This window comes from Streptomyces sp. NPDC015127, from assembly GCF_043080095.1.
Taxonomy (GTDB): domain Bacteria; phylum Actinomycetota; class Actinomycetes; order Streptomycetales; family Streptomycetaceae; genus Streptomyces.
Genome location: NZ_JBIBVE010000019.1, coordinates 77,520 through 96,316 on the forward strand (window position 1 = coordinate 77,520; position 18,797 = coordinate 96,316).

16 protein-coding genes and 1 pseudogene are annotated in these 18,797 nt (G+C 73.7%); 12 read left to right on the top strand and 5 right to left on the bottom strand.

The genetic code is table 11. The features are described 5' to 3' along the window. Positions 1-52: 52 nt before the first annotated feature. Positions 53-928 (bottom strand): MaoC/PaaZ C-terminal domain-containing protein, encoded by an 876-nt coding sequence (locus ACF08N_RS31315; RefSeq protein ID WP_392328089.1) that lies wholly within the window; start codon positions 926-928, stop codon positions 53-55. A gap of 2 nt (positions 929-930) precedes the next feature. Continuing rightward, the gene (locus ACF08N_RS31320; RefSeq protein ID WP_392328090.1) at positions 931-2,241 is read right to left on the bottom strand and encodes a 3-oxoacyl-ACP reductase; all 1,311 of its coding nucleotides are present in this window, start codon (positions 2,239-2,241) and stop codon (positions 931-933) included. 82 nt (positions 2,242-2,323) lie between these two features. Here ACF08N_RS31320 and ACF08N_RS31325 point away from each other — a divergent pair, with 82 nt between their 5' ends. Together ACF08N_RS31325 and ACF08N_RS31330 are read left to right on the top strand one after the other, a co-directional pair. Continuing rightward, complete coding sequence (locus ACF08N_RS31325; RefSeq protein ID WP_392328091.1) at positions 2,324-3,589, top strand: acetyl-CoA C-acetyltransferase; 1,266 nt, start codon at positions 2,324-2,326, stop codon at positions 3,587-3,589. Positions 3,590-3,643: 54 nt separating this feature from the next. Then, positions 3,644-3,766 (top strand): annotated as a pseudogene (locus tag ACF08N_RS31330) (hypothetical protein); the annotation flags it as partial. 95 nt (positions 3,767-3,861) lie between these two features. Here the strand turns inward: ACF08N_RS31330 and ACF08N_RS31335 are convergent. Continuing rightward, positions 3,862-4,065, bottom strand: a complete 204-nt coding sequence (locus ACF08N_RS31335) for a cold-shock protein (RefSeq protein ID WP_017948713.1) — start codon at positions 4,063-4,065, stop codon at positions 3,862-3,864. Between the two features lie 295 nt (positions 4,066-4,360). On the opposite strand from ACF08N_RS31335, the gene ACF08N_RS31340 reads away from it, so the two are divergent. The 7 genes from ACF08N_RS31340 to ACF08N_RS31370 all read left to right on the top strand — a co-directional run bounded on the left by ACF08N_RS31340 (position 4,361) and on the right by ACF08N_RS31370 (position 13,515). Further along, entirely contained in the window at positions 4,361-5,242 is an 882-nt protein-coding gene (locus tag ACF08N_RS31340) for a menaquinone biosynthetic enzyme MqnA/MqnD family protein (RefSeq protein ID WP_392328092.1), read from the top strand. Positions 5,243-5,486: 244 nt separating this feature from the next. Continuing rightward, positions 5,487-7,181 (top strand): serine/threonine-protein kinase, encoded by a 1,695-nt coding sequence (locus ACF08N_RS31345; protein ID WP_392328093.1) that lies wholly within the window; start codon positions 5,487-5,489, stop codon positions 7,179-7,181. Between the two features lie 105 nt (positions 7,182-7,286). Further along, on the top strand, positions 7,287-8,486 hold the full coding sequence (gene mqnC / locus ACF08N_RS31350) for a cyclic dehypoxanthinyl futalosine synthase (protein ID WP_392328094.1): 1,200 nt from the start codon (positions 7,287-7,289) through the stop codon (positions 8,484-8,486). 7 nt (positions 8,487-8,493) lie between these two features. Then, the gene (locus ACF08N_RS31355; RefSeq protein ID WP_392328095.1) at positions 8,494-9,144 is read left to right on the top strand and encodes a hypothetical protein; all 651 of its coding nucleotides are present in this window, start codon (positions 8,494-8,496) and stop codon (positions 9,142-9,144) included. A 252-nt stretch (positions 9,145-9,396) separates the two neighbouring features. Beyond that, the gene (locus ACF08N_RS31360) at positions 9,397-10,092 is read left to right on the top strand and encodes a demethylmenaquinone methyltransferase (protein ID WP_392328096.1); all 696 of its coding nucleotides are present in this window, start codon (positions 9,397-9,399) and stop codon (positions 10,090-10,092) included. 30 nt (positions 10,093-10,122) lie between these two features. Continuing rightward, on the top strand, positions 10,123-11,034 hold the full coding sequence (locus ACF08N_RS31365) for a glutaminase (protein WP_392328130.1): 912 nt from the start codon (positions 10,123-10,125) through the stop codon (positions 11,032-11,034). Between the two features lie 96 nt (positions 11,035-11,130). Further along, positions 11,131-13,515 (top strand): zinc-ribbon domain-containing protein, encoded by a 2,385-nt coding sequence (locus ACF08N_RS31370; protein ID WP_392328097.1) that lies wholly within the window; start codon positions 11,131-11,133, stop codon positions 13,513-13,515. On the opposite strand, the gene ACF08N_RS31375 is transcribed toward ACF08N_RS31370, so the two are convergent. Then, positions 13,502-14,035, bottom strand: a complete 534-nt coding sequence (locus ACF08N_RS31375; RefSeq protein WP_392328098.1) for a GNAT family N-acetyltransferase — start codon at positions 14,033-14,035, stop codon at positions 13,502-13,504. The two genes, ACF08N_RS31370 and ACF08N_RS31375, sit on opposite strands and share 14 nt — an antisense overlap. Positions 14,036-14,158: 123 nt before the next feature. On the opposite strand from ACF08N_RS31375, the gene ACF08N_RS31380 reads away from it, so the two are divergent. Next, a complete protein-coding gene (locus ACF08N_RS31380; protein ID WP_392328099.1) occupies positions 14,159-15,445 on the top strand; it encodes a geranylgeranyl reductase family protein in 1,287 nt (428 codons plus the stop codon). Here the strand turns inward: ACF08N_RS31380 and ACF08N_RS31385 are convergent. Then, a complete protein-coding gene (locus ACF08N_RS31385; protein ID WP_392328100.1) occupies positions 15,411-16,970 on the bottom strand; it encodes an ArnT family glycosyltransferase in 1,560 nt (519 codons plus the stop codon). The genes ACF08N_RS31380 and ACF08N_RS31385 overlap by 35 nt on opposite strands. 154 nt (positions 16,971-17,124) lie before the next feature. Here ACF08N_RS31385 and ACF08N_RS31390 point away from each other — a divergent pair, with 154 nt between their 5' ends. Continuing rightward, positions 17,125-17,913, top strand: a complete 789-nt coding sequence (locus ACF08N_RS31390; protein ID WP_392328101.1) for a class I SAM-dependent methyltransferase — start codon at positions 17,125-17,127, stop codon at positions 17,911-17,913. 19 nt (positions 17,914-17,932) lie between these two features. Continuing rightward, on the top strand, positions 17,933-18,694 hold the full coding sequence (locus tag ACF08N_RS31395; protein ID WP_392328102.1) for an SDR family oxidoreductase: 762 nt from the start codon (positions 17,933-17,935) through the stop codon (positions 18,692-18,694). Positions 18,695-18,797: the final 103 nt, after the last annotated feature.

An 18,797-nucleotide genomic window follows, 5' to 3' on the forward strand; every position in this document is an offset into this window, starting at 1 on the left:
TGGGGTGACGCGCCCCAGTGCGATATCCGTTGCCGGGACGTTCCCCTTTGCTTCACCGCTCACCGCGCCATGCCGTGGCGACGTGACCGGTCAGGTGGAGCCGGTCGCAGCCGCCGCGCAGCTCGAAGGACGTGCTGTCCGCGGTGCCGCGGGCCGCGTACGTGACGGAGGCGGGCAGCAGCACGGGTGCCCTGAACTCGGCACGGGCCGCCGCGGCCGGCCCCGTGGTGCGCTGGGCCTCGGCCAGGCAGCGCGCGAAGGTCCACATGCCGTGCGCGATGGCGCAGGGGAACCCGAACAGCCGGGCGGTCAGGGGGTGCAGGTGGATCGGGTTGCGGTCGCCGGAGGCGGCGCCGTAGCGGCGGCCGAGGTCGCCGGGCAGCCGCCATTCCGCCACGGGAGGCAGCGGCCCGCTGTCCGGGGCGCTGTCGCGGGGGCCGTCGTACGCGGTGCGGTGGCGGGCCAGGTAGGAGCTGCGGGACTCCCAGACGAGGCGCCCGTCGAGGCGTGCCTCGGTGACCACGACGACCTCGGTGCCGCGCCGGTGGGGCGTCAGCGCCTCGGCGTGGACGGCGAGTTCGGGCCGGTCGCCCGGCAGCAGCGCACGGCCGTGCCGGGCGATGTCGATACGGGTGTGGACGAGCCCCGGCAGCGGCAGCGGAAAGGCCCGGTCCGCCATGAGCCGCAGGGCGAGCGGAAACCCGAGGACGTGCGGGTACGTGAGTGGCAGCGGCCCCGTGGTGGGGAAGCCGCAGACGGTGGCGTACGCGGCGAGCCGCGCCGGGTCGGTGCGGGCCGCGGGCAGGACGAGCCGGGTGGCGGGCAGGGGCGCGTCGGCGCCGACGCGGCGCTTGAACGGGGAGAGGGCGGCACCCCGGACGAGCAGGGGTGCGAGCCGGGGCGGCGCGGTCAGGATGAGGGTCGTCATCGTCAGGCGCCGAGCAGGCTCTGGCCGCAGACGCGCAGGATCTGGCCGTTGACCGGGGCGGAGGCGGGGTGGGCGAGGTACACGGTGGCCTCGGCGACGTCGACGGGCAGGCCGCCCTGGGCCAGGGAGTTCATCCGCCGGCCGGCCTCGCGGATGAGGAGGGGAACGGCGGCCGTCATCTTCGTCTCGATGAAGCCGGGGGCGACGGCGTTGACGGTGACGCCGTGGGCGGCCGCGGCGCGCGGGGCCAGGGAGCGGACGAGTCCGATGACGCCGGCCTTGGACGCGGCGTAGTTGGTCTGGCCGGTGTTGCCGGCGATGCCCGCGATGGAGGCGGTGGCCACGATGCGGCCGCCCCGGCGGACGGCGCCCGCCGCAAGCAGCGCGTCGGTGGTGTCGAGGACCGCGGCCAGGTTCACGGTGACCACCTGACTCCACTGGTCGGCGGGCATGTTGGCGAGCCGGCGGTCGCGGGTGATGCCCGCGTTGTGGACGAGGACGTCGAGCGCGCCACTGGGGAGCGCCGCCCTGATGCGGTCGGCGGCGTCGGGTGCCGTGATGTCGAGGGGGAGCGCGGTGGCCGCGAGCCGGTCCGCGGTGCGCGCCAGTTCCGCCTCGGCCTGGGGCACGTCGAGGCAGACGACGTGGGCGCCGTCGCGGACGAGGACCTCGGCGACCGCGGCGCCGATGCCGCGCGCGGCGCCGGTGACCAGCGCGGTGCGTCCCGCGAGGGGGCGGTCGGGGTCGGCGGGGAACTCGGGCTCGGCGTCGGTGAGTTCGATGACCTGGCCACTGACGTAGGCGGATTTCGGCGAGAGCAGGAAGCGCAGGGTGGACGCGGCGGTGTCGGGCGCGGGGGAGGCGAGCCGTACGAGATTGGCGGTGCGTCCGCCGCCGATCTCCTTGCCGAGGGAGCGGACGAATCCTTCGAGCGCCTGCTGGGCGGCTGCCTGGTGGTGGTCGTCGGCCGAGGGGCGGACGCCGAGCACGACGACGCGGCCGCAGGGGGCGATCGAGCGCACGACGGGGTGGAGCGCGGCGTGCACGTCGGCGAGCCCCGCCGCGGTGGTGACGCCGGTGGCGTCGAGGACGACGGCCGCGGGCCGGGCGGGGGAGGCGACGGTCTCCAGCCCGGTGTCGGGCAGGGGGCCGTCGAGGGCGGACGCGCCGGCGGTGAGCAGCAGGAGGGGACCGTCGAGCGTGGGTGTCCCAAAGCTCCAGCGGCGCAGCGGGGCGGGCCGGGGCAGCCCGAGGCGCCGGGTGAGGAAGCGGCCGGGCGCTGTGCCGGTGAAGTGCAGATAGCGATCGGCCATTGTCCGACTCCCTGCGCGGTCGTAGGTTTACTCTGGAGTAAGGTTACTCAAGGGTCAGGAGTTGGTCGAAATGGTGCCGATGATGCCTCGCAGGGTCGCGGTGATCGGCGGCAGCCGTATCCCCTTCGCCCGGTCGGACGGCCCCTACGCCACCGCCACCAACCAGGAGATGCTCGGCGCCGCGCTCGCCGGGCTCGTCGAGCGCTTCGGCCTGACCGGGCCGGGCGCCGTCGGCGAGTTCGTGGCGGGCGCGGTCCTCAAGCACAGCCGGGACTTCAACCTCGCCCGCGAGACCGTGCTCGGCTCCGGACTCGACCCGCGTACCCCCGCGTACGACATCCAGCAGGCCTGCGGCACCGGACTTCAGGCGGTGATCGCCGTCGCCAACAAGATCGCGGTCGGCGGGGTGGAGAGCGGCATCGCGGGCGGCGCCGACACCACCAGCGACGCGCCGCTCGGCGTCAACGACGAGCTGCGCAGGATCCTGCTGGAGGCGCGCCGCGCCAAGGGCACCGCCGCACGGCTGAGGGCGCTTGCCCGGGTGCGGCCGAAGCACCTCGTTCCGGACATCCCGCGCAACGCCGAGCCGCGCACCGGCCTGTCGATGGGCGAGCACGCCGCCATCACCGCCAGGAAGTGGGGGATCGGCCGCGAGGAGCAGGACCTGCTCGCCGCCACGAGCCACCAGCGCCTCGCCGCCGCGTACGAGCGGGGTCTCCTCGACGACCTCGTGGTGCCCTTCCGCGGCCTGGAACGCGACCAGAACCTGCGCCCCGGTTCCACCGTCGACAAGCTCGCCACGCTCAGGACGGTTTACGGCAACGACGCCCCGGGCGCGACCATGACCGCGGGCAACTCCACCCCGCTCACCGACGGCGCGGCCACCGTGCTCCTCGCGAGCGACGCGTGGGCCGAGGAGCACGGCGTGAGGCCGCTCGCGTATCTCACCGCGTACGAGACGGCAGCTGTGGACCATGTGCACGGCGACGCCCGCGGCGGCGAGGACGGCCTGCTGATGGCCCCCGCGTACGCGGTACCCCGGATGCTGGAGCGCACCGGCCTCTCGCTCGACGACTTCGATCTCGTGGAGATCCACGAGGCGTTCGCCTCCCAGGTGCTCGCGACGCTCGCCGCCTGGGAGAGGCGGGGCCTGCCCGCCGTGGACCGCGCCCGGCTGAACGTCGCCGGCTCCTCCCTGGCCACCGGCCACCCCTTCGCCGCCACCGGCGCCCGGATCGTCGCCACCCTGGCGAAGCTCCTCGCCGAACGGGAGGGACCCGCCCGCGGCCTGATCTCGATCTGCGCGGCGGGCGGCCAGGGCGTGACCGCCGTCCTCGAACGGGCCTGACCCGGGCGGTGCCCCCGGGCCACGTGAGGCCCGCCCGAAGCCGCACCCCGCACCGTGCCCATTGGCTTCACGGAGGAGAGCGGCCACCTGACCCCGTCGCTCAAGCTGCGGCGCACGGAGATCGAACGGGATTTCGCGGCGGAGATCGACGCGCTGTACGCGAGGCCGGGCGCGTAGCGCCGCGGGCGCCGGAAAAGGCAGGAGCCCCGATCCTGACGGAACGGGGCTCCTTGGTACTGCTACGTCGTGCGCGATCGCCGACCCGTGGCTGACTAGGCCGGGGTGACGTTCTCCGCCTGCGGGCCCTTCGGGCCCTGGGTGACGTCGAAGTTCACGACCTGGTTCTCCTCGAGGGAGCGGAAGCCGGTCGCGTTGATCGCGGAGTAGTGGACGAAGACATCCGGGCCGCCGCCGTCCTGGGCGATGAAGCCGAAGCCCTTTTCAGCGTTGAACCACTTGACGGTTCCGGTAGCCATAAGCCCTCCTATGGGCCAAAGGGTTGCCCTGCTCCAGAACCTGCAAGAAGTCTGAAAACTACAAAAGCCTGCGGGTTACATGCTCCGCAGGCTCTGTACTGCAAGGGAAACCAAACTGCAACTTGCGTTGAGCCTAGCACGCAGCGTGCGCGCAGCGGTAGAGGGAAAGATCACGTCACTCGGACGTTTGATTCGGGCCCGTTCCGCTGACGAAGCGCAGTTCGGGCGGGCCGCGCGGACGTCACCGCGCGGCCCCGGCGCGTACCGACGCAGGACACCGGTCTAGCCTCACGATGTGGACAGTCACGGTGAAAGCACAGCAACCGACATCCGTCGCAGCCGGCCGCGCGTCGGCCACATCCAGTTCCTGAACTGTCTCCCTCTTTACTGGGGGCTTGCCAGAACGGGAACACTTCTCGACCTCGAACTGACGAAGGACACCCCCGAGAAGCTCAGCGAGCGTCTGGTGCGCGGCGAACTCGACATCGCGCCGGTCACTCTCGTCGAATTCCTGCGCAATGCCGGTGACCTCGTCGCATTTCCCGACCTCGCCGTCGGCTGCGACGGCCCCGTGATGTCCTGCGTGATCGTCTCCCAGCTGCCGCTGGAGCAGCTGGACGGGGCGCGGGTCGCGCTCGGGTCCACCTCCCGCACCTCCGTGCGCCTCGCGCAACTGCTGCTCGCCGAGCAGTACGGGGTGGCGCCCGACTACTTCACCTGCCCGCCGGACCTCGGCGTGATGATGCAGGAGGCGGAGGCCGCCGTCCTCATCGGGGACGCGGCCCTGCGCGCCTCGCTGCACGACGCGCCCCGCCTCGGCCTGCGGGTCCACGACCTCGGACAGATGTGGAAGGACTGGACCGGGCTGCCGTTCGTCTTCGCCGTCTGGGCGGCGCGCAAGGACTACCTGGCCCGCGAGCCGGTCGTCGTGCGCCAGGTGCACGAGGCGTTCCTCGCCTCGCGCGACCTGTCCCTGGAGGAGGTCGCCAAGGTCGCCGAGCAGGCGGCCCGCTGGGAGAGCTTCGACGCCGAGCTGCTGGAGCGCTACTTCACCACACTGGACTTCCGCTTCGGGCCCGATCAGCTGGCGGGCGTACGGGAGTTCGCGCGCAGGACGGGACCGACCACCGGCTTCTCGGCCGATGTCCGTGTGGAACTGCTCGACGGCCACCGCTGACCCCACCCCCCGGGGGTGTCTCGCCGATCATGCCGGGCTCGCGACGCCCTGCGACCCCGTCTCCCGCGTTGTCGTCGGTCGCCATGGCTCCGCCATTGTCTCCTTCCTCCGCCTTGGATCCGGGGCCGCAGGGCGCCGCTCACTGATCCGGCCTGATCGGCGGGACACCCCCTAGGCTGTGGGCAGTTTTTGACCGGACGGTCTGTGCCAGGGCCTTGGTGCCAGGGCTGACGGGGGAGTTGAGATGCAGCCGCTGGATCCGGGTGAGCCGCGCGTCATCGGTGCGTACCGGCTGCTCGGCAGACTGGGCGCGGGCGGGATGGGCCGTGTCTACCTGGGGCGCAGCGCGGGCGGCCGCACGGTCGCGGTGAAGGCCGTCCATCCGCACTTCGCGCTCGACGACGAGTTCAGGGCGCGGTTCCGGCGCGAGGTCGAGGCCGCGCGCCGGGTCGGCGGGGAGTGGACCGCACCCGTGCTGGACGCCGACCCCGACGCGCCCGTGCCGTGGGTGGCCACCGGATACGTCGCCGGCCCCCCGCTGTCCCGGACGGTCGCCGAACACGGGCCGCTCCCCACGGCGTCGGTGCGCGTGCTGGGCGCCGGGCTCGCCCGGGCACTGGTGGCCGTGCACGCGCTCGACCTCGTGCACCGGGACGTGAAGCCGTCGAACGTGCTGCTCGCCCTGGAGGGCCCACGGCTCATCGACTTCGGGATCGCCCGCGCCACGGACGGCACCGCGTCCCTCACCTCCACGGGCGTCTCGGTCGGCTCGCCGGGCTACATGTCCCCCGAGCAGATCCTCGGCAAGGGCGTCACGGGCGCCGCCGACGTGTTCTCGCTCGGCGCGGTCCTCGTGTACGCGGCGACCGGCGAGGCCCCCTTCCCCGGCGACTCCTCGGCCGCGCTGCTCTACAAGGTGGTGCACGAGGAGCCCGAACTGGGCGCGCTGGACAGCGGGATACGGGAGCTGGTGAGCGGCTGCCTGGCCAAGGACCCCGCGGCCCGGCCGACTCCCGCCGAGGTCGCGGAGGGGCTCGGCGCCGGCGGCGGGGCCGGCTGGCTGCCGGGCCCGGTCGTGGAGGAGATCAGCCGCGCGGCGGTGGACCTACTGCACCTGGAGTCCTTCCCCGCCGAGTCCGCCGCACCGTCCGGATCCGTGCCGTCGGCGTCCGACCCGGCCGCCTCCGACCCCGCCGCCTCCGGCCCCGTCGCGTTCTCCAGTCTGGCCCTCGGCGTCTTCGGCCCGCCGGTCGAGCCGGACCGGGCCGCCGCGCAGTGGGGCAGGCCCCCGTCCGCCGCCGGCCACGAGGCGGCCACGGCCTCCGGCACGTCCCGCCCGGCCGGGGGCGGCGGCCTGTCCCTCTCGGCGACCGGCGGCACCAGGGCTCGCCGGGTCAGCTGCACGCTCGCGCTCACCGTCGCGGGCGCCCTCGCGGCCGTCACCGTCGGCAGCACCTTCCTGTTCGACCGGTGGCCCGGCCGCGGCGCCGACGGCGGCCAGGGCACCAACGACGCGGCCGCGCCGCCGCCCACCGCGGCCGCGTCCTCGTCCCCGGGGAAGGCGGACGGGGTGCCGGCCGCGTTCCTCGGCACCTGGACGGGACCCGCCACCGAACGGTCCGGCCTGCCGCACGGCACCGTGACCGTCACGTTCACCAAGGGCACGAAGGGCCAGGACGTCGTCCGCAGCACCAACTCGATCTCGGTCCTGGGCGTGAGTGTCGAGTGCTACGGCGTCGGCAGACTCGCCTCGGCCACCTCCCGGATGGTGCGCATCGAGGAGCGCACCGATCCCGAGCGCGAGGGCACGGCGGGCAAGTGCACCAGCGGGAAGGCGGTGCTGGTGTTCACGCTCGCCGACGACGGCACCCTGCGCTACCAGTCCCATGAGGAGGCCGCGGGCACCCCGACCGCCACGCTCGCCAAGGTCCGGCGCTGAGCGGGTGCCGAGCGCCGGGGAGGCCCGCGGCCGGGCGCCGGGGCCGTGGCGTAGCCTGGATCGGTCCGCAAGATCCGCAGCAAAACCGCCGAAGGGTGACGCCCGGTGACCGAGAAGGCCGACCTTCAGCCCGTCCTGGACCGTGCCGCCGCAGGCGGGCGGATCACAGCCGAGGAAGCGCTCGACCTCTACCGCTCCGCGCCGCTGCACGCGCTGGGCGCCGCGGCGGACGCCGTGCGCCGGCGCCGGTACGCCGGTACGGAGCACATCGCGACGTACATCATCGAGCGCAACATCAACTACACCAACGTCTGCGTCACGGCCTGCAAGTTCTGCGCCTTCTACGCCCCGCCGAAGGACACCGCCAAGGGCTGGACCCGGGACCTCGACGACATCCTGCGCCGCTGCGCGGAGACCGTCGAACTGGGCGGCACGCAGATCATGTTCCAGGGCGGCCACCACCCCGACTACGGCGTCGAGTACTACGAGCAGCACTTCGCGGCCATCAAGAAGGAGTTCCCCCAGCTGGTGATCCACTCGCTCGGCGCGTCCGAGGTGGAGCACATGGCGCGGATCTCCGGGGTCACGGTCGAGGAGGCGATCACCCGCATCCACGCGGCCGGACTCGACTCCTTCGCGGGCGCCGGCGCCGAGTTGCTGCCGGAGCGTCCCCGCAAGGCGATCGCGCCGCTGAAGGAGTCCGGCGAGCGGTGGCTGGAGATCATGGAGATCGCGCACGGCCTCGGTGTCGAGTCGACCTCCACGATGCTGATGGGCACGGGCGAGACCAACGCCGAGCGGATCGAGCACCTGCGGATGATCCGCGACGTGCAGGACCGCACGGGCGGCTTCCGCGCCTTCATCCCGTACACGTACCAGCCCGAGAACAACCACCTCAAGGGCCGAACGCAGGCGACCCTGTTCGAGTACCTGCGCATGATCGCGATCGCGCGGCTCTTCCTCGACAACGTGGCCCACATCCAGGGCTCCTGGCTGACCACGGGCAAGGAGGTCGGCCAGCTGTCGCTGCACTACGGCGCTGACGACCTCGGCTCGATCATGCTGGAGGAGAACGTCGTCTCCTCCGCGGGCGCCAAGCACCGCTCCAACCGCCTGGAGATCATCGACCTGATCCGCAAGGCGGGCCGCGTCCCCGCACAGCGGACCACGACGTACGAGCACATCGTCGTGCACGAGGACCCGGCGGACGACCCCGTCGACGAGCGCGTGGTCTCGCACATCTCGTCCACGGCGATCGAGGGCGGGACGGCGCACCCGGAGCTGAAGCTGCTCAACGCCAACTGAGGCGGTTGTGCTGACGATTCACGTCGCGGACCTGCTCCTGCCCGGCGGGGGACGCGCCCCCGTGCCGGGCGGTGCGGTCGCCGTACGCGGCACGGAGATCGCCGCCCTCGGCCCGTACGAGGACGTGGCGGCGGCGCATCCCGGCGCGCGGACGCGGCGCTGGCCGGGGGTGGCGACGCCGGGGCTGCGTCAGTGGCACGGGCACTGGCTGCTCACGCGGGTGTACCACCCCGACCCCCGTGAAGCGGACGAGTTGGGCACCGCGCCGGTCACCGGCGCGGCCTTCGACGCGCTCGCGCCCGACGCGGCCCGGACGGCGGGCAGCGTGCGGCGCGGCATCCAGCGGATGCTGGCGCACGGGACGACGCACGTCGGCCTCGGCGCGGCGGCCGAGGTGCGGCAGGCCGTGGCACGGGCCGGGCTGCGCGAGGTGCCGAACGCAGCGGTGCTCGCCCCGCCGGTCTGGGACGGCCCCGACCTCGACCCCTTCGTCGAGGGGTACGACCTGCCGGGCACCGTCCACGGTCCGCTCACCGCCGGGGGCCTTGCCGACCTGGCCGTCTTCGACGTGGCCGACGAGGCCGACCTCGTGGCCCGGGGTGCCCGTACCTGCGTCGCGACCGTCCTCGGCGGCCGGTTGGTGTACCGCCGGAGGTGAGCCGGGCGGCCATGCACCCGAAGCGCTGCGCCGGGCGTCCCGGTGCTCCGGTCGCCGCCAGCGCGCGGGCGGCTGTGATCGCCGTCGGCGAGGGCCCGCCCGGCACCGGCCACGGGGCAAGGGCGCCCCACCGGGGCCGGTCCGCGCCCTGACTCCGTTCCGCCCGCTCGGCAAGCCCCCGGCCGACGGCGTCGGGACGCCTGCGAGAATGGGCGAGCCCGCCCGTACCCGAGTCTGCGAGGCCGAACGCCAGTGATTCGCGCAACCCTGGACAAGCAGCCGCACGAAGTCGCCTCGATGTTCGACGACGTGGCGGCGAACTACGACCTCACCAACGACGTGCTCTCGCTCGGCCAGGACCGGCGCTGGCGCAAGGAGGTCGCCAAGGCCGTGGACGCGCGCCCGGCGCAGAAGGTCCTCGACCTCGCCGCCGGCACCGGCACCTCCTCCCTGCCGTTCACCGACACCGGCGCCTACGTGGTCCCGTGCGACTTCTCCCTCGGCATGCTCCGCGAGGGCAAGAAGCGCCACCCCTGGCTGCCGCTGACCGCGGGCGACGCGACGAGGCTGCCGTTCGCCGACGGTGTCTTCGACGCCGTGACGATCTCCTTCGGGCTGCGCAACGTGCAGGACACCGACCAGGCGCTGCGCGAGCTGTACCGGGTCACCAAGCCGGGCGGCCGGGTGGTCATCTGCGAGTTCTCGCACGCGACGTGGGCGCCGTTCCGCACCGTGTACGAGGAGTACCTGATGCGGGCCCTGCCGCCGATCGCCCGCGCGGTGTCCTCCAACCCGGACGCGTACGTCTACCTCGCCGAGTCGATCCGCAGCTGGCCCGACCAGCGCGCCCTCGCCCGCAGGCTCCAGGACGCGGGCTGGACGAACGTGGCCTGGCGCAACCTGTCCGGCGGCATCGTCGCCCTGCACCGCGGCACCAAGCCGCTGTAGGCCCAAGGCGTGGACCACCAGTCGATCGCCGTGGACTACCAGGCGGTCCTGGAGCAGATCGCACAGGACGTCGCCCCGCTGGTCGGCAGCGGCAGGCCCGCGGAGTACATCCCGGCCCTCGCCGGTGTCGACCCGCACCGCTTCGGCATGGCCGTCGCCGACCTCCAGGGCAACGTGTACGGGGTGGGGGACTGGCGGCACCCGTTCTCCGTGCAGTCGATCACCAAGGTCTTCACCCTCGCGCTCTCGCTGGCCGCCGGCGGCGACAGCCTGTGGCAGCGGGTGGGCCGTGAGCCCTCGGGCAACCCCTTCAACTCGCTGGTGCAGCTGGAGTACGAGAACGGCATCCCGCGCAATCCGTTCATCAACGCGGGCGCCCTCGTGGTCACCGACATGCTGCAGACCCTCACCGGCGACGCCAGCAGCGAACTGCTCGAATTCCTGCGGGAGGAGAGCGGCAACAAGGACCTCGCCTTCGACCCCGAGGTCGCCGAGTCGGAGTCCGCGCACGGCGACCGCAACGCGGCGCTCGCCCACTTCATGGCCTCGTACGGCAACATCACCAACCCCGTCCCGGCCCTCCTCGACCACTACTTCTGGCAGTGCTCCATCGAGATGAGCTGCGCCGACCTGACGCGCGCCGCCCGCTTCCTGGCCCGGCACGGGCTGCGCGCGGACGGCTCGCGGCTGCTGACCCGCAGCGAGGCCAAGCAGATCAACGCGGTGATGCTCACCTGCGGTACGTACGACGCGGCCGGTGACTTCGCCTACCGCGTCGGTCTGCCCGGCAAGAGCGGGGTCGGCGGCGGAATCGTCGCCGTCGTGCCGGGACGCTGCACGCTGTGCGTGTGGAGCCCGGGCCTGGACACCCGGGGCAACTCGGTGGCCGGGGTGGCGGCGCTGGACCGGTTCACGACGCTGACGGGGCTGTCCGTGTTCTGAGGCGGGAACCGGCGGGTGGCAGGATGAGTCAGTTGCTTACGTCTTCCTCATCGAGCGTCAACTTCCGTCCCCACCCGTTGCTTTCGGAGTCTGTCCATGGCGTCGTACTGCGGCCACTGCGGTGCCCCATCCCCGGATGAGGCCCGCTTCTGCATGAAATGCGGCAAGGAGCGGCTGCCCGAGACCGCCCCGCCGGTTCCGGTCCCGGCGCAGGCCCCGGTGCCCGTGCCGCCCCCGCCCGCGTACGGACCCGGTCCTGCCGTGCCCTCGCCCGTCACGGCCTTCTTCGGGCGGGCGCTGCGCGGCGACTGGGCGGCATCGGTGCAGGCCGCGCTCTGGCCGACCGGTCTGCTGCTGGTGCTCGCGACCGCGCTGGCGATCCCGTCGTACGGACAGGAGGACGAGGTCGTCGTCGGCTGGAGCGACCGGCTGCGGATCGCCCTGGCGCTGTTGATGCAGGGCTTCGGCGGCGGGTTCGGGCTGAAGGCCGCCGACGGGGCCGGATTCGGCATCGGAGGCTCCACCTCCGACGGCGGCCGCTTCGGCTGGGGCGACACCTCGGGCGGTTACGGTGACGGCTCCGGCTTCTCCGACTCCGGCACGGACGCCGTGACACAGGGCACCGCGTCGCTCTCGCTCGCCCCGCTGACCGTCACCGTGCTGTGGATCGCCGCGCTGTACGTCGGGGCGCGGATGCTCCGTGCGCGGGGTGCGGGGCTCGAGGCCGCCGTACGCGTCTCGCTGGTGGTCACCGCGGCCGTCCTCGTGCTCGGCCTGTTCGCACAGCCCGGGATCGCGGGCGTCGAGGTCTCCTCGTCCCCCCTGCTCGCGGCGCTGGGCGCGCTGGTGCTCTCCGCGGCCGTCACGGCCGGCGTGCTCCAGCGCGACGACCTCGCCGCGTGGCTGGCGCAGCGCCCCGCCGCCCGGTCCGCGGTCCGCGCCTTCGGCACGGCGGTCCGCGCGCTCGCCGTCGTCGTCGCGCTGTGCTCGCTGGCCGGCTTCGTCTTCCTGGCGAGCAACGACGACGCCGACGGCACGGCCCTGCTGATCGCCCTGCCGCTCCTGCCCAACATCGGCCTGGCCGTGCTCGGCCTCACCTGGGGCGTGCCGGTGGCGTACGACGTCCGGGGCGACATGGGCCTGTTCGGCTGGGGTGCCGAGCGCGGCAGCTTCGGTCTGGGCGAGATCTCCGACGTGTGGGGCGGCGGGGCGGTGGCGGGCATGGTGGCGCTCGGCGTCGTCTCGGCGCTGATCCTCGGCGTGTGGGCGGCGCGCCGGTCGGCCGACCGCCGCGAGCGGCTGCTCGCGGGAGCGTTCGCGCTGGGTCTGCTGCTGCTGTTCACCGGTGTCTCCGGCCTCTCCGCCGAACTGGCGGGCGGGCTGGCCGACTTCGGCGGCCAGGGCTTCGCCGAGGTCGCGCCGAGCGTGCCGGACGCGCTGCTGTTCGGGCTGCTGTGGGTGGGCGGCGCGACGTTCGTGTGTGCGTTCCTGCCCGGGCGGCCGCAGCAGTGGCCGGCGGCGCAGGCGCCGTACACCCCGGCGCCGATGCCGTACGGCCCCGGGACGGCACCCGCTGCTCCGGCACCGTACGCACCGGCGCCGCCCGCGCCCGGAGTTCGCGCGCCCGCCGCGGACGCGGGCGGGCCGGAGGTCCCGGCCGCCGCTGCCGCCGGCGGTCCGCACGACCCGTACACCGTGCGGCTCGGCGCCCCGCAGGGCCCGGTCACGGCCCCGCCGCCGCTGCCCGCCGGACCGGACGGGGGCGTCACCGGGAACCGCCGGCGCAAGGTCCTGCTGTGGACGGTGACGCTCGTCGCCGCGTTCGTCGTCGGCGGCGGCGCGACCGCCGGGGCGCTGATCTGGCAGGACAGGCAGGACGAGGACGCCGCTCCCGCGACGCAGGACCGGCAGTCCGCGCCCCCGGCACAGACCCCGGACGCCAAGCCGCGGGCCACGCCGTCGCCCGCCGCCTCGTCCTCGCCCTCGGCCACGTCCTCGCCGTCCGCCTCTCCCGGCGGCGACGGCACCCTCCCGGCCGGGTTCGTGCTACGCCAGGACCCCGCCGGGTTCACCGTGGCGGTCATGGAGGGCTGGACCCGCCGGCAGGCGGGCAGCCAGGTCTTCTACGAGGCGCCCACGGGCGGCGACTACCTCCAGATCGGCGTCATCCGGGACACCCCGATGAGCTCGTACGAGAACTTCACCGGCCTGGAGAAGAAGCACCTGGCGAACCCCGAGAGCGACTACCGGCGCCTGCGGCTGGAGCGGAACACCTACCAGGGCCGCCCCGGCGCGCTCTGGGAGTTCACGCACATCCCCGAGCCCGACGAGGGCGGCCTGGTCCGCCACGTCATCGATCAGGCCTTCGTCGCCGCCGACGGCACCGAGTACGCGATCCTCGCCGCCGGGCGGGCCGACCGCTGGGACCCGGACAAGGACGTGGTGTTCTCCACGGCGGTCGCCACCTTCACGGCCGGCTGAGCGCGTCCGCCAGCTCCAGCCGGAAGCAGTAGCCGGTCTGCCGCGACACCGGGGTCGTGAAGGTCTCGGCGAGCTCCATGCCGAGCCGCCGGATCACGGCGATGGACCGCTCGTTGCGGGAGTTCACCATCGCCACCACGCGCTCCACCCCCGCCGCCCGTACCCGCTCCAGCGTGGTGCGGGCGGCGGCCGTCGCATAGCCCCTGCCCCAGGCGGAGCGGGCGAGCCGCCAGCCGATCTCGATCTCGCCGACCGGCCCGAAGTCCTGGTGCGGCCAGGGCTGCGCGCCCGTGAAGCCGACGACCTCGCCGTCCTCGTCGAGGATCGTCCAAAAGCAGAAGCCGTGCTCGGCGTCGTGCCGGCGCTGCCGTGCGGTGAGTTCCTCGTACACCGACAGCTCGGCGGGCCTGCCCCCGTGGAACTCCATGACCTCGGGGTCGTCGAACACCCGGTGCCAGGCCAGGGCGTCCTCGTCGGTCGGGACGCGCAGCTGTATGACGGGAAGCGGCCTGCTGCTCATGTACGGAGCCCTTCGGTCGGCGGAACTGATCGCCCCCATAGACTGCCCCTGTCCAGTGCCGTTCGGTACGCAATGTCGAGACCGAACCGATCGAACCGCATCGAATCTTCGGGAGATCCCGCCGTGACCGAAGCCCTTACCGAGCACACTGCCGATGTGATCGTCGTCGGGGCAGGCCCGGCCGGCTCCACGACCGCGTACTACCTGGCCAAGGCCGGGCTCGACGTCCTCCTCCTGGAGAAGACGGCGTTCCCGCGCGAGAAGGTCTGCGGCGACGGCCTCACCCCCCGGGCCACCAAGCAGCTGGTGGCGATGGGCATCGACATCTCGGAAGAGGCCGGCTGGCTGCGGAACAAGGGCCTGCGGATCATCGGCGGCGGCGTGCGCCTCCAGCTGGACTGGCCGGACCTCGCCTCGTACCCGGACTACGGACTCGTCCGCAAGCGCGACGACTTCGACGAGCAGCTGGCCCGGCAGGCACAGAAGGCGGGCGCGCGGCTGTACGAGCGCTGCAACGTGGGCGCGCCGATCGTCGACGACCGCACCGGCCGGATCGCCGGCGTGCACGCCAGGCTCGGTGAGGACAAGACGCCGGTCACCTTCCACGCCCCGCTCGTCGTCGCCGCCGACGGCAACTCCTCGCGCATCTCCCTCGCGATGGGCCTGCACCGCCGTGAGGACCGCCCGATGGGCGTCGCGGTCCGTACGTACTTCACCTCCCCGCGCCACGACGACGACTACCTGGAGTCGTGGCTGGAGCTGTGGGACCGGCGCGGCCCGGGCGAGGACCGGCTGCTGCCCGGCTACGGCTGGATCTTCGGCATGGGCGACGGCACGTCCAACGTGGGCCTCGGCGTCCTCAACACCTCCGCGTCCTTCAAGGAGCTGGACTGGCGCGAGGTGCTCAAGGCGTGGTGCGCCTCGATGCCGGAGGACTGGGGCTACACCGAGGAGAACATGACGGGCCCGATCCGCGGCGCGGCCCTCCCCATGGCGTTCAACCGGCAGCCGCACTACACGAAGGGCCTGCTGCTCGTCGGCGACGCGGGCGGCCTGGTCAACCCGTTCAACGGCGAGGGCATCGCCTACGCGATGGAGTCCGGCCAGATCGCCGCCGACGTCATCGTCCAGGCGCACGCCCGGCAGACCCCGGCCCAGCGCGAACTGGCCCTGCACCGCTACCCGAAGGTCCTCAAGGACACCTACGGCGGCTACTACACGCTGGGCCGCGCGTTCGTGAAGCTGATCGGCAACCCGAAGGTCATGAAGGTCGCCACCCAGCGCGGTCTGACGCACCCGCTGCTGATGAAGTTCACGCTGAAGATGCTGGCGAACCTGACGGACCCGACGGGCGGCGACGCGATGGACCGCATCATCAACGGCCTGTCGAAGGTGGCTCCGAAGGCGTAGCGCCCGGGGCCGCCGGCCGAGCGCCGGCGACGTAGGCGCGCAGGCCCGTCCGGCTGCCCAGGTCGGGCAGCGGATGCGAGGGCCAGGCGCGTGCGTACGCCGGGGGCCGTCCCCCCTCGGCCACCACGACCGCCACCGGCCGGTGGCGTGCCGTGGCGGCGAGTTCCTCCGGTGTGATGCTCCCGTCGTGGCCGCGGGGCTGGCGGGAGGAGCAGCCGGCGCGGAACGCGATGCGGATCGCCTCCGCGCCGCTGACCACGCAGGGCGGGCGCACGCCCAGGGCGTGCAGTTCGGCGGTGATGCGCCCGAGGTCGGCCGTGCTGCGGCGCACCCGGTCCGCCGCGCTGTCGACCACCCGGTACTGGACGGCCAGGTGCGCGGCCACGGCCGCGGCGACGAGCCCGACCACGATCCGCCGCCCGCGCGGCCGGGGCCGGCACAGCCGGACCAGGCCGTAGGCGACGGGCAGCGCGAGCAGCGCGTAGGCGGGCAGCAGGAAGCGCGGTGCCGCGTAGCCGACGGTGAACAGATAGGGCGCGGCCAGTGCCGCACCGACCACGGTCGCCACGACCATCTCCGCGCGGTGGCGCCGGTCGCGGACGGCGGCCCGCACGCCGGCCGCCACGAACAGCGGCAGCGCGAAGAACCACAGGGCGGCGGCCGGATGCCGCCAGGGCACGTCGCAGGGGCGGCACAGCAACCGGCCGTCGAGTGCGCGCACATGGTCGTCGACGGAGAAGTACCAGCCGAGCCGGCCCTGGATCTCGCTGGCCCGCTCCAGCCGGGCGGAGAGTCCGCCGTACGCGGCGTACGCCTCGGCGATCCACGGGGCGCAGCCGACGGCCACGCCCGCGACGAGCGCGGCCAGCAGCAGCGGCCACCGCCAGGCCCGCATCACCACGGCCGCGACCGCGAGCGGCAGGGCGAACCACATGGCGTCCGTGGGCCGCATCAGCGCGGCGAATGCCACCCCGGCGGCCATGCCGGCCGGCGCCCACCGGTCGTCCGGGTCCCGGGCGGCCCGCAGGAAGCAGCCGACCGCGGCGAGCGCCCCATAGGCGACCCACAGGTTGGGCATCGCCTGCGAGGCGTAGAACATCGTGATCCACAAGCCGGCGAACAGCGCGCCCGCGACACCGAGCACCGGCGCGGGCAGCAGCCGGCGCCACACCCACAGCGCGACGAACAGCCCGCAGCCGGCCAGCACGGCCATGAAGACACGCAGCGCCACGACGGAGGTGGTCAGCGACGTGACGGGGGCGACGAGGAAGGTGATGCCCCGGGCGCGCGGTGCGCTGAAGAACGCCGCCGGTGCCTGCGGGCTCACCTGGCTGACGTACACCGACTCGTCCCAGCCGAGCCCGAGCCCCGGAGCGACCAGCACGAGATGGACGAGTGCGAAGGCGGCGCAGACGGCCGCGAGCCACCGCAGCGGGTTCCCGTGGGCCGTCCCGCCGGGCGGGCCCTGCCACGCCCCGCCCGCCGCACCGGCCCGCGCCTCGTTGATCACGCCTGATTGCCGCATGGCAGCCACGCTGCACGGGGCGGCGGCAGCCTGCCCGGGCCAGGCGCCACTCGGCCCAACACGTGTTTCCGAACGAGTGAGTCCGTGCCGCCGGCCGCTTCGGTGGCTAGCATCCCCCGGAAGGGGGCAGCCCACGGATGGCACGGAGGCCGTCATGCACCAAGGACCCGCATCCCGCCTGTCGGTGAACCGTTCCCGGCTCGGCCACAAGGTGCGCTACGCCCTGCGGAACCCCCGCCGCGTCGTGCCGTACCTGCGCCGGGCGGGCCGGGACACGTGGCTGCGGCTGCGCCACCGCGGTCACGTCGCGTACTACCGGGCGGTGATGGCCTCCGACACCGCGAGGAGCCCGGAGGCGGCGGTCGGCGGCGGGCCCTCGCACGACCGCTGGCTCGCGATCGGGCAGATGCAGTTCGACTACCTGCGCGAGCACGGGCTCCAGCCGCACGACCGGCTGCTGGAGATCGGCTGCGGCAACCTGCGGGCCGGCTGGCGGTTCATCGACCATCTGGAGCCGGGCCACTACTACGGGATCGACATCTCGCCCGACATCCTCATCGAGGCCAAGAAGACTCTCGTCCGCTACGGTCTCCAGCACAAGCTGCCGTACCTGACGCCCGTCGAGGATCTGCGGCTGGACTTCCTCCCCGACTCCTCGTTCACCGTCGTGCACGCGCACAGCGTCTTCTCGCACTCGCCGCTGGAGGTCATCGACGAATGCCTGGCACATGTGGGACGGGTGCTGGCGCCCGGCGGCTTCTTCGACTTCACCTACGACCGCACCGAGACGCGGGAGCACCAGGTGCTCGGCGAGGACTTCTACTACCGCACGGAGACGCTGGTCCGGCTGGCCGCGCGGCACGGGCTGACCGCCCGCTTCATGGACGACTGGGAGCGGCTGCCGCACGGCCAGTCAAAACTCCGCGTCACCCACGCGGCGTGAGGGGCGGGGGGAGGACCGCATGCGGGTCGCGGTAGCGGGCGGCACCGGCCTGGCCGGGCGGCACGTCGTGGAGGAACTGCGTGCGGCGGGCCACGAGCCCGTGGTGCTGGCGCGGTCCACCGGCGTCGACGTCACCACGGGCCGGGGGCTGGACGGCGCCCTCGCCGGCGCCGACGCGGTGATCGACGTGACCAACGCGCCGACGATCAGCCGCAGGAAGGCCGTCGCCTTCTTCGAGTCGGCGTCGCGCCACCTGCTGACGGCGGGGGAACGGGCGGGCGTGCGGCACCACGTGGCGCTGTCGATCGTGGGCATCGAGCGGGTCGGCCACGGCTACTACCAGGGCAAGATCCGCCAGGAGCAGGTCGTGGCGGCCGGTCCGGTCCCGTGGACGGTGCTGCGCGCGACCCAGTTCCACGAGTTCGCCGACGACATCCTCGACCGCCTGCGGGGCCCGCTGATGCCGGTCCCGCCCATGCGGGTGCAGCCGGTGGCCGTACGGGAGGTGGCCCGGGCGCTCGTCGAGCTGGCGCAGGGCCCGGCCCGGGGGATGGCGCCGGAACTGGCGGGCCCCCGCGAGGAGCTGCTGATCGACATGGTCCGCCGCGTGCTGCCGGCCCGGCACGAGCGGCGCCTCGTGCTGTCCGTCCGGTTCCCGGGCGCGGCGGGGCGTGCGATGGCGGACGGCGGGCTGCTGCCGGCCGGGCCCGGCCCGCGCGGCACCCAGACGTTCGACGAGTGGCTGACGCAGCGGCGGACGGCGGCGGCCGGCCGCGGCTGAACCGCAGGGGCCGCGGGTGCGCGCCGGGACCGGTCGCCAGGTCCGTGCCCGGGACTGCCGTGCGCGCGGGGCGGCGAAGGGCCGTGCAGGGGCGCCGGGACGG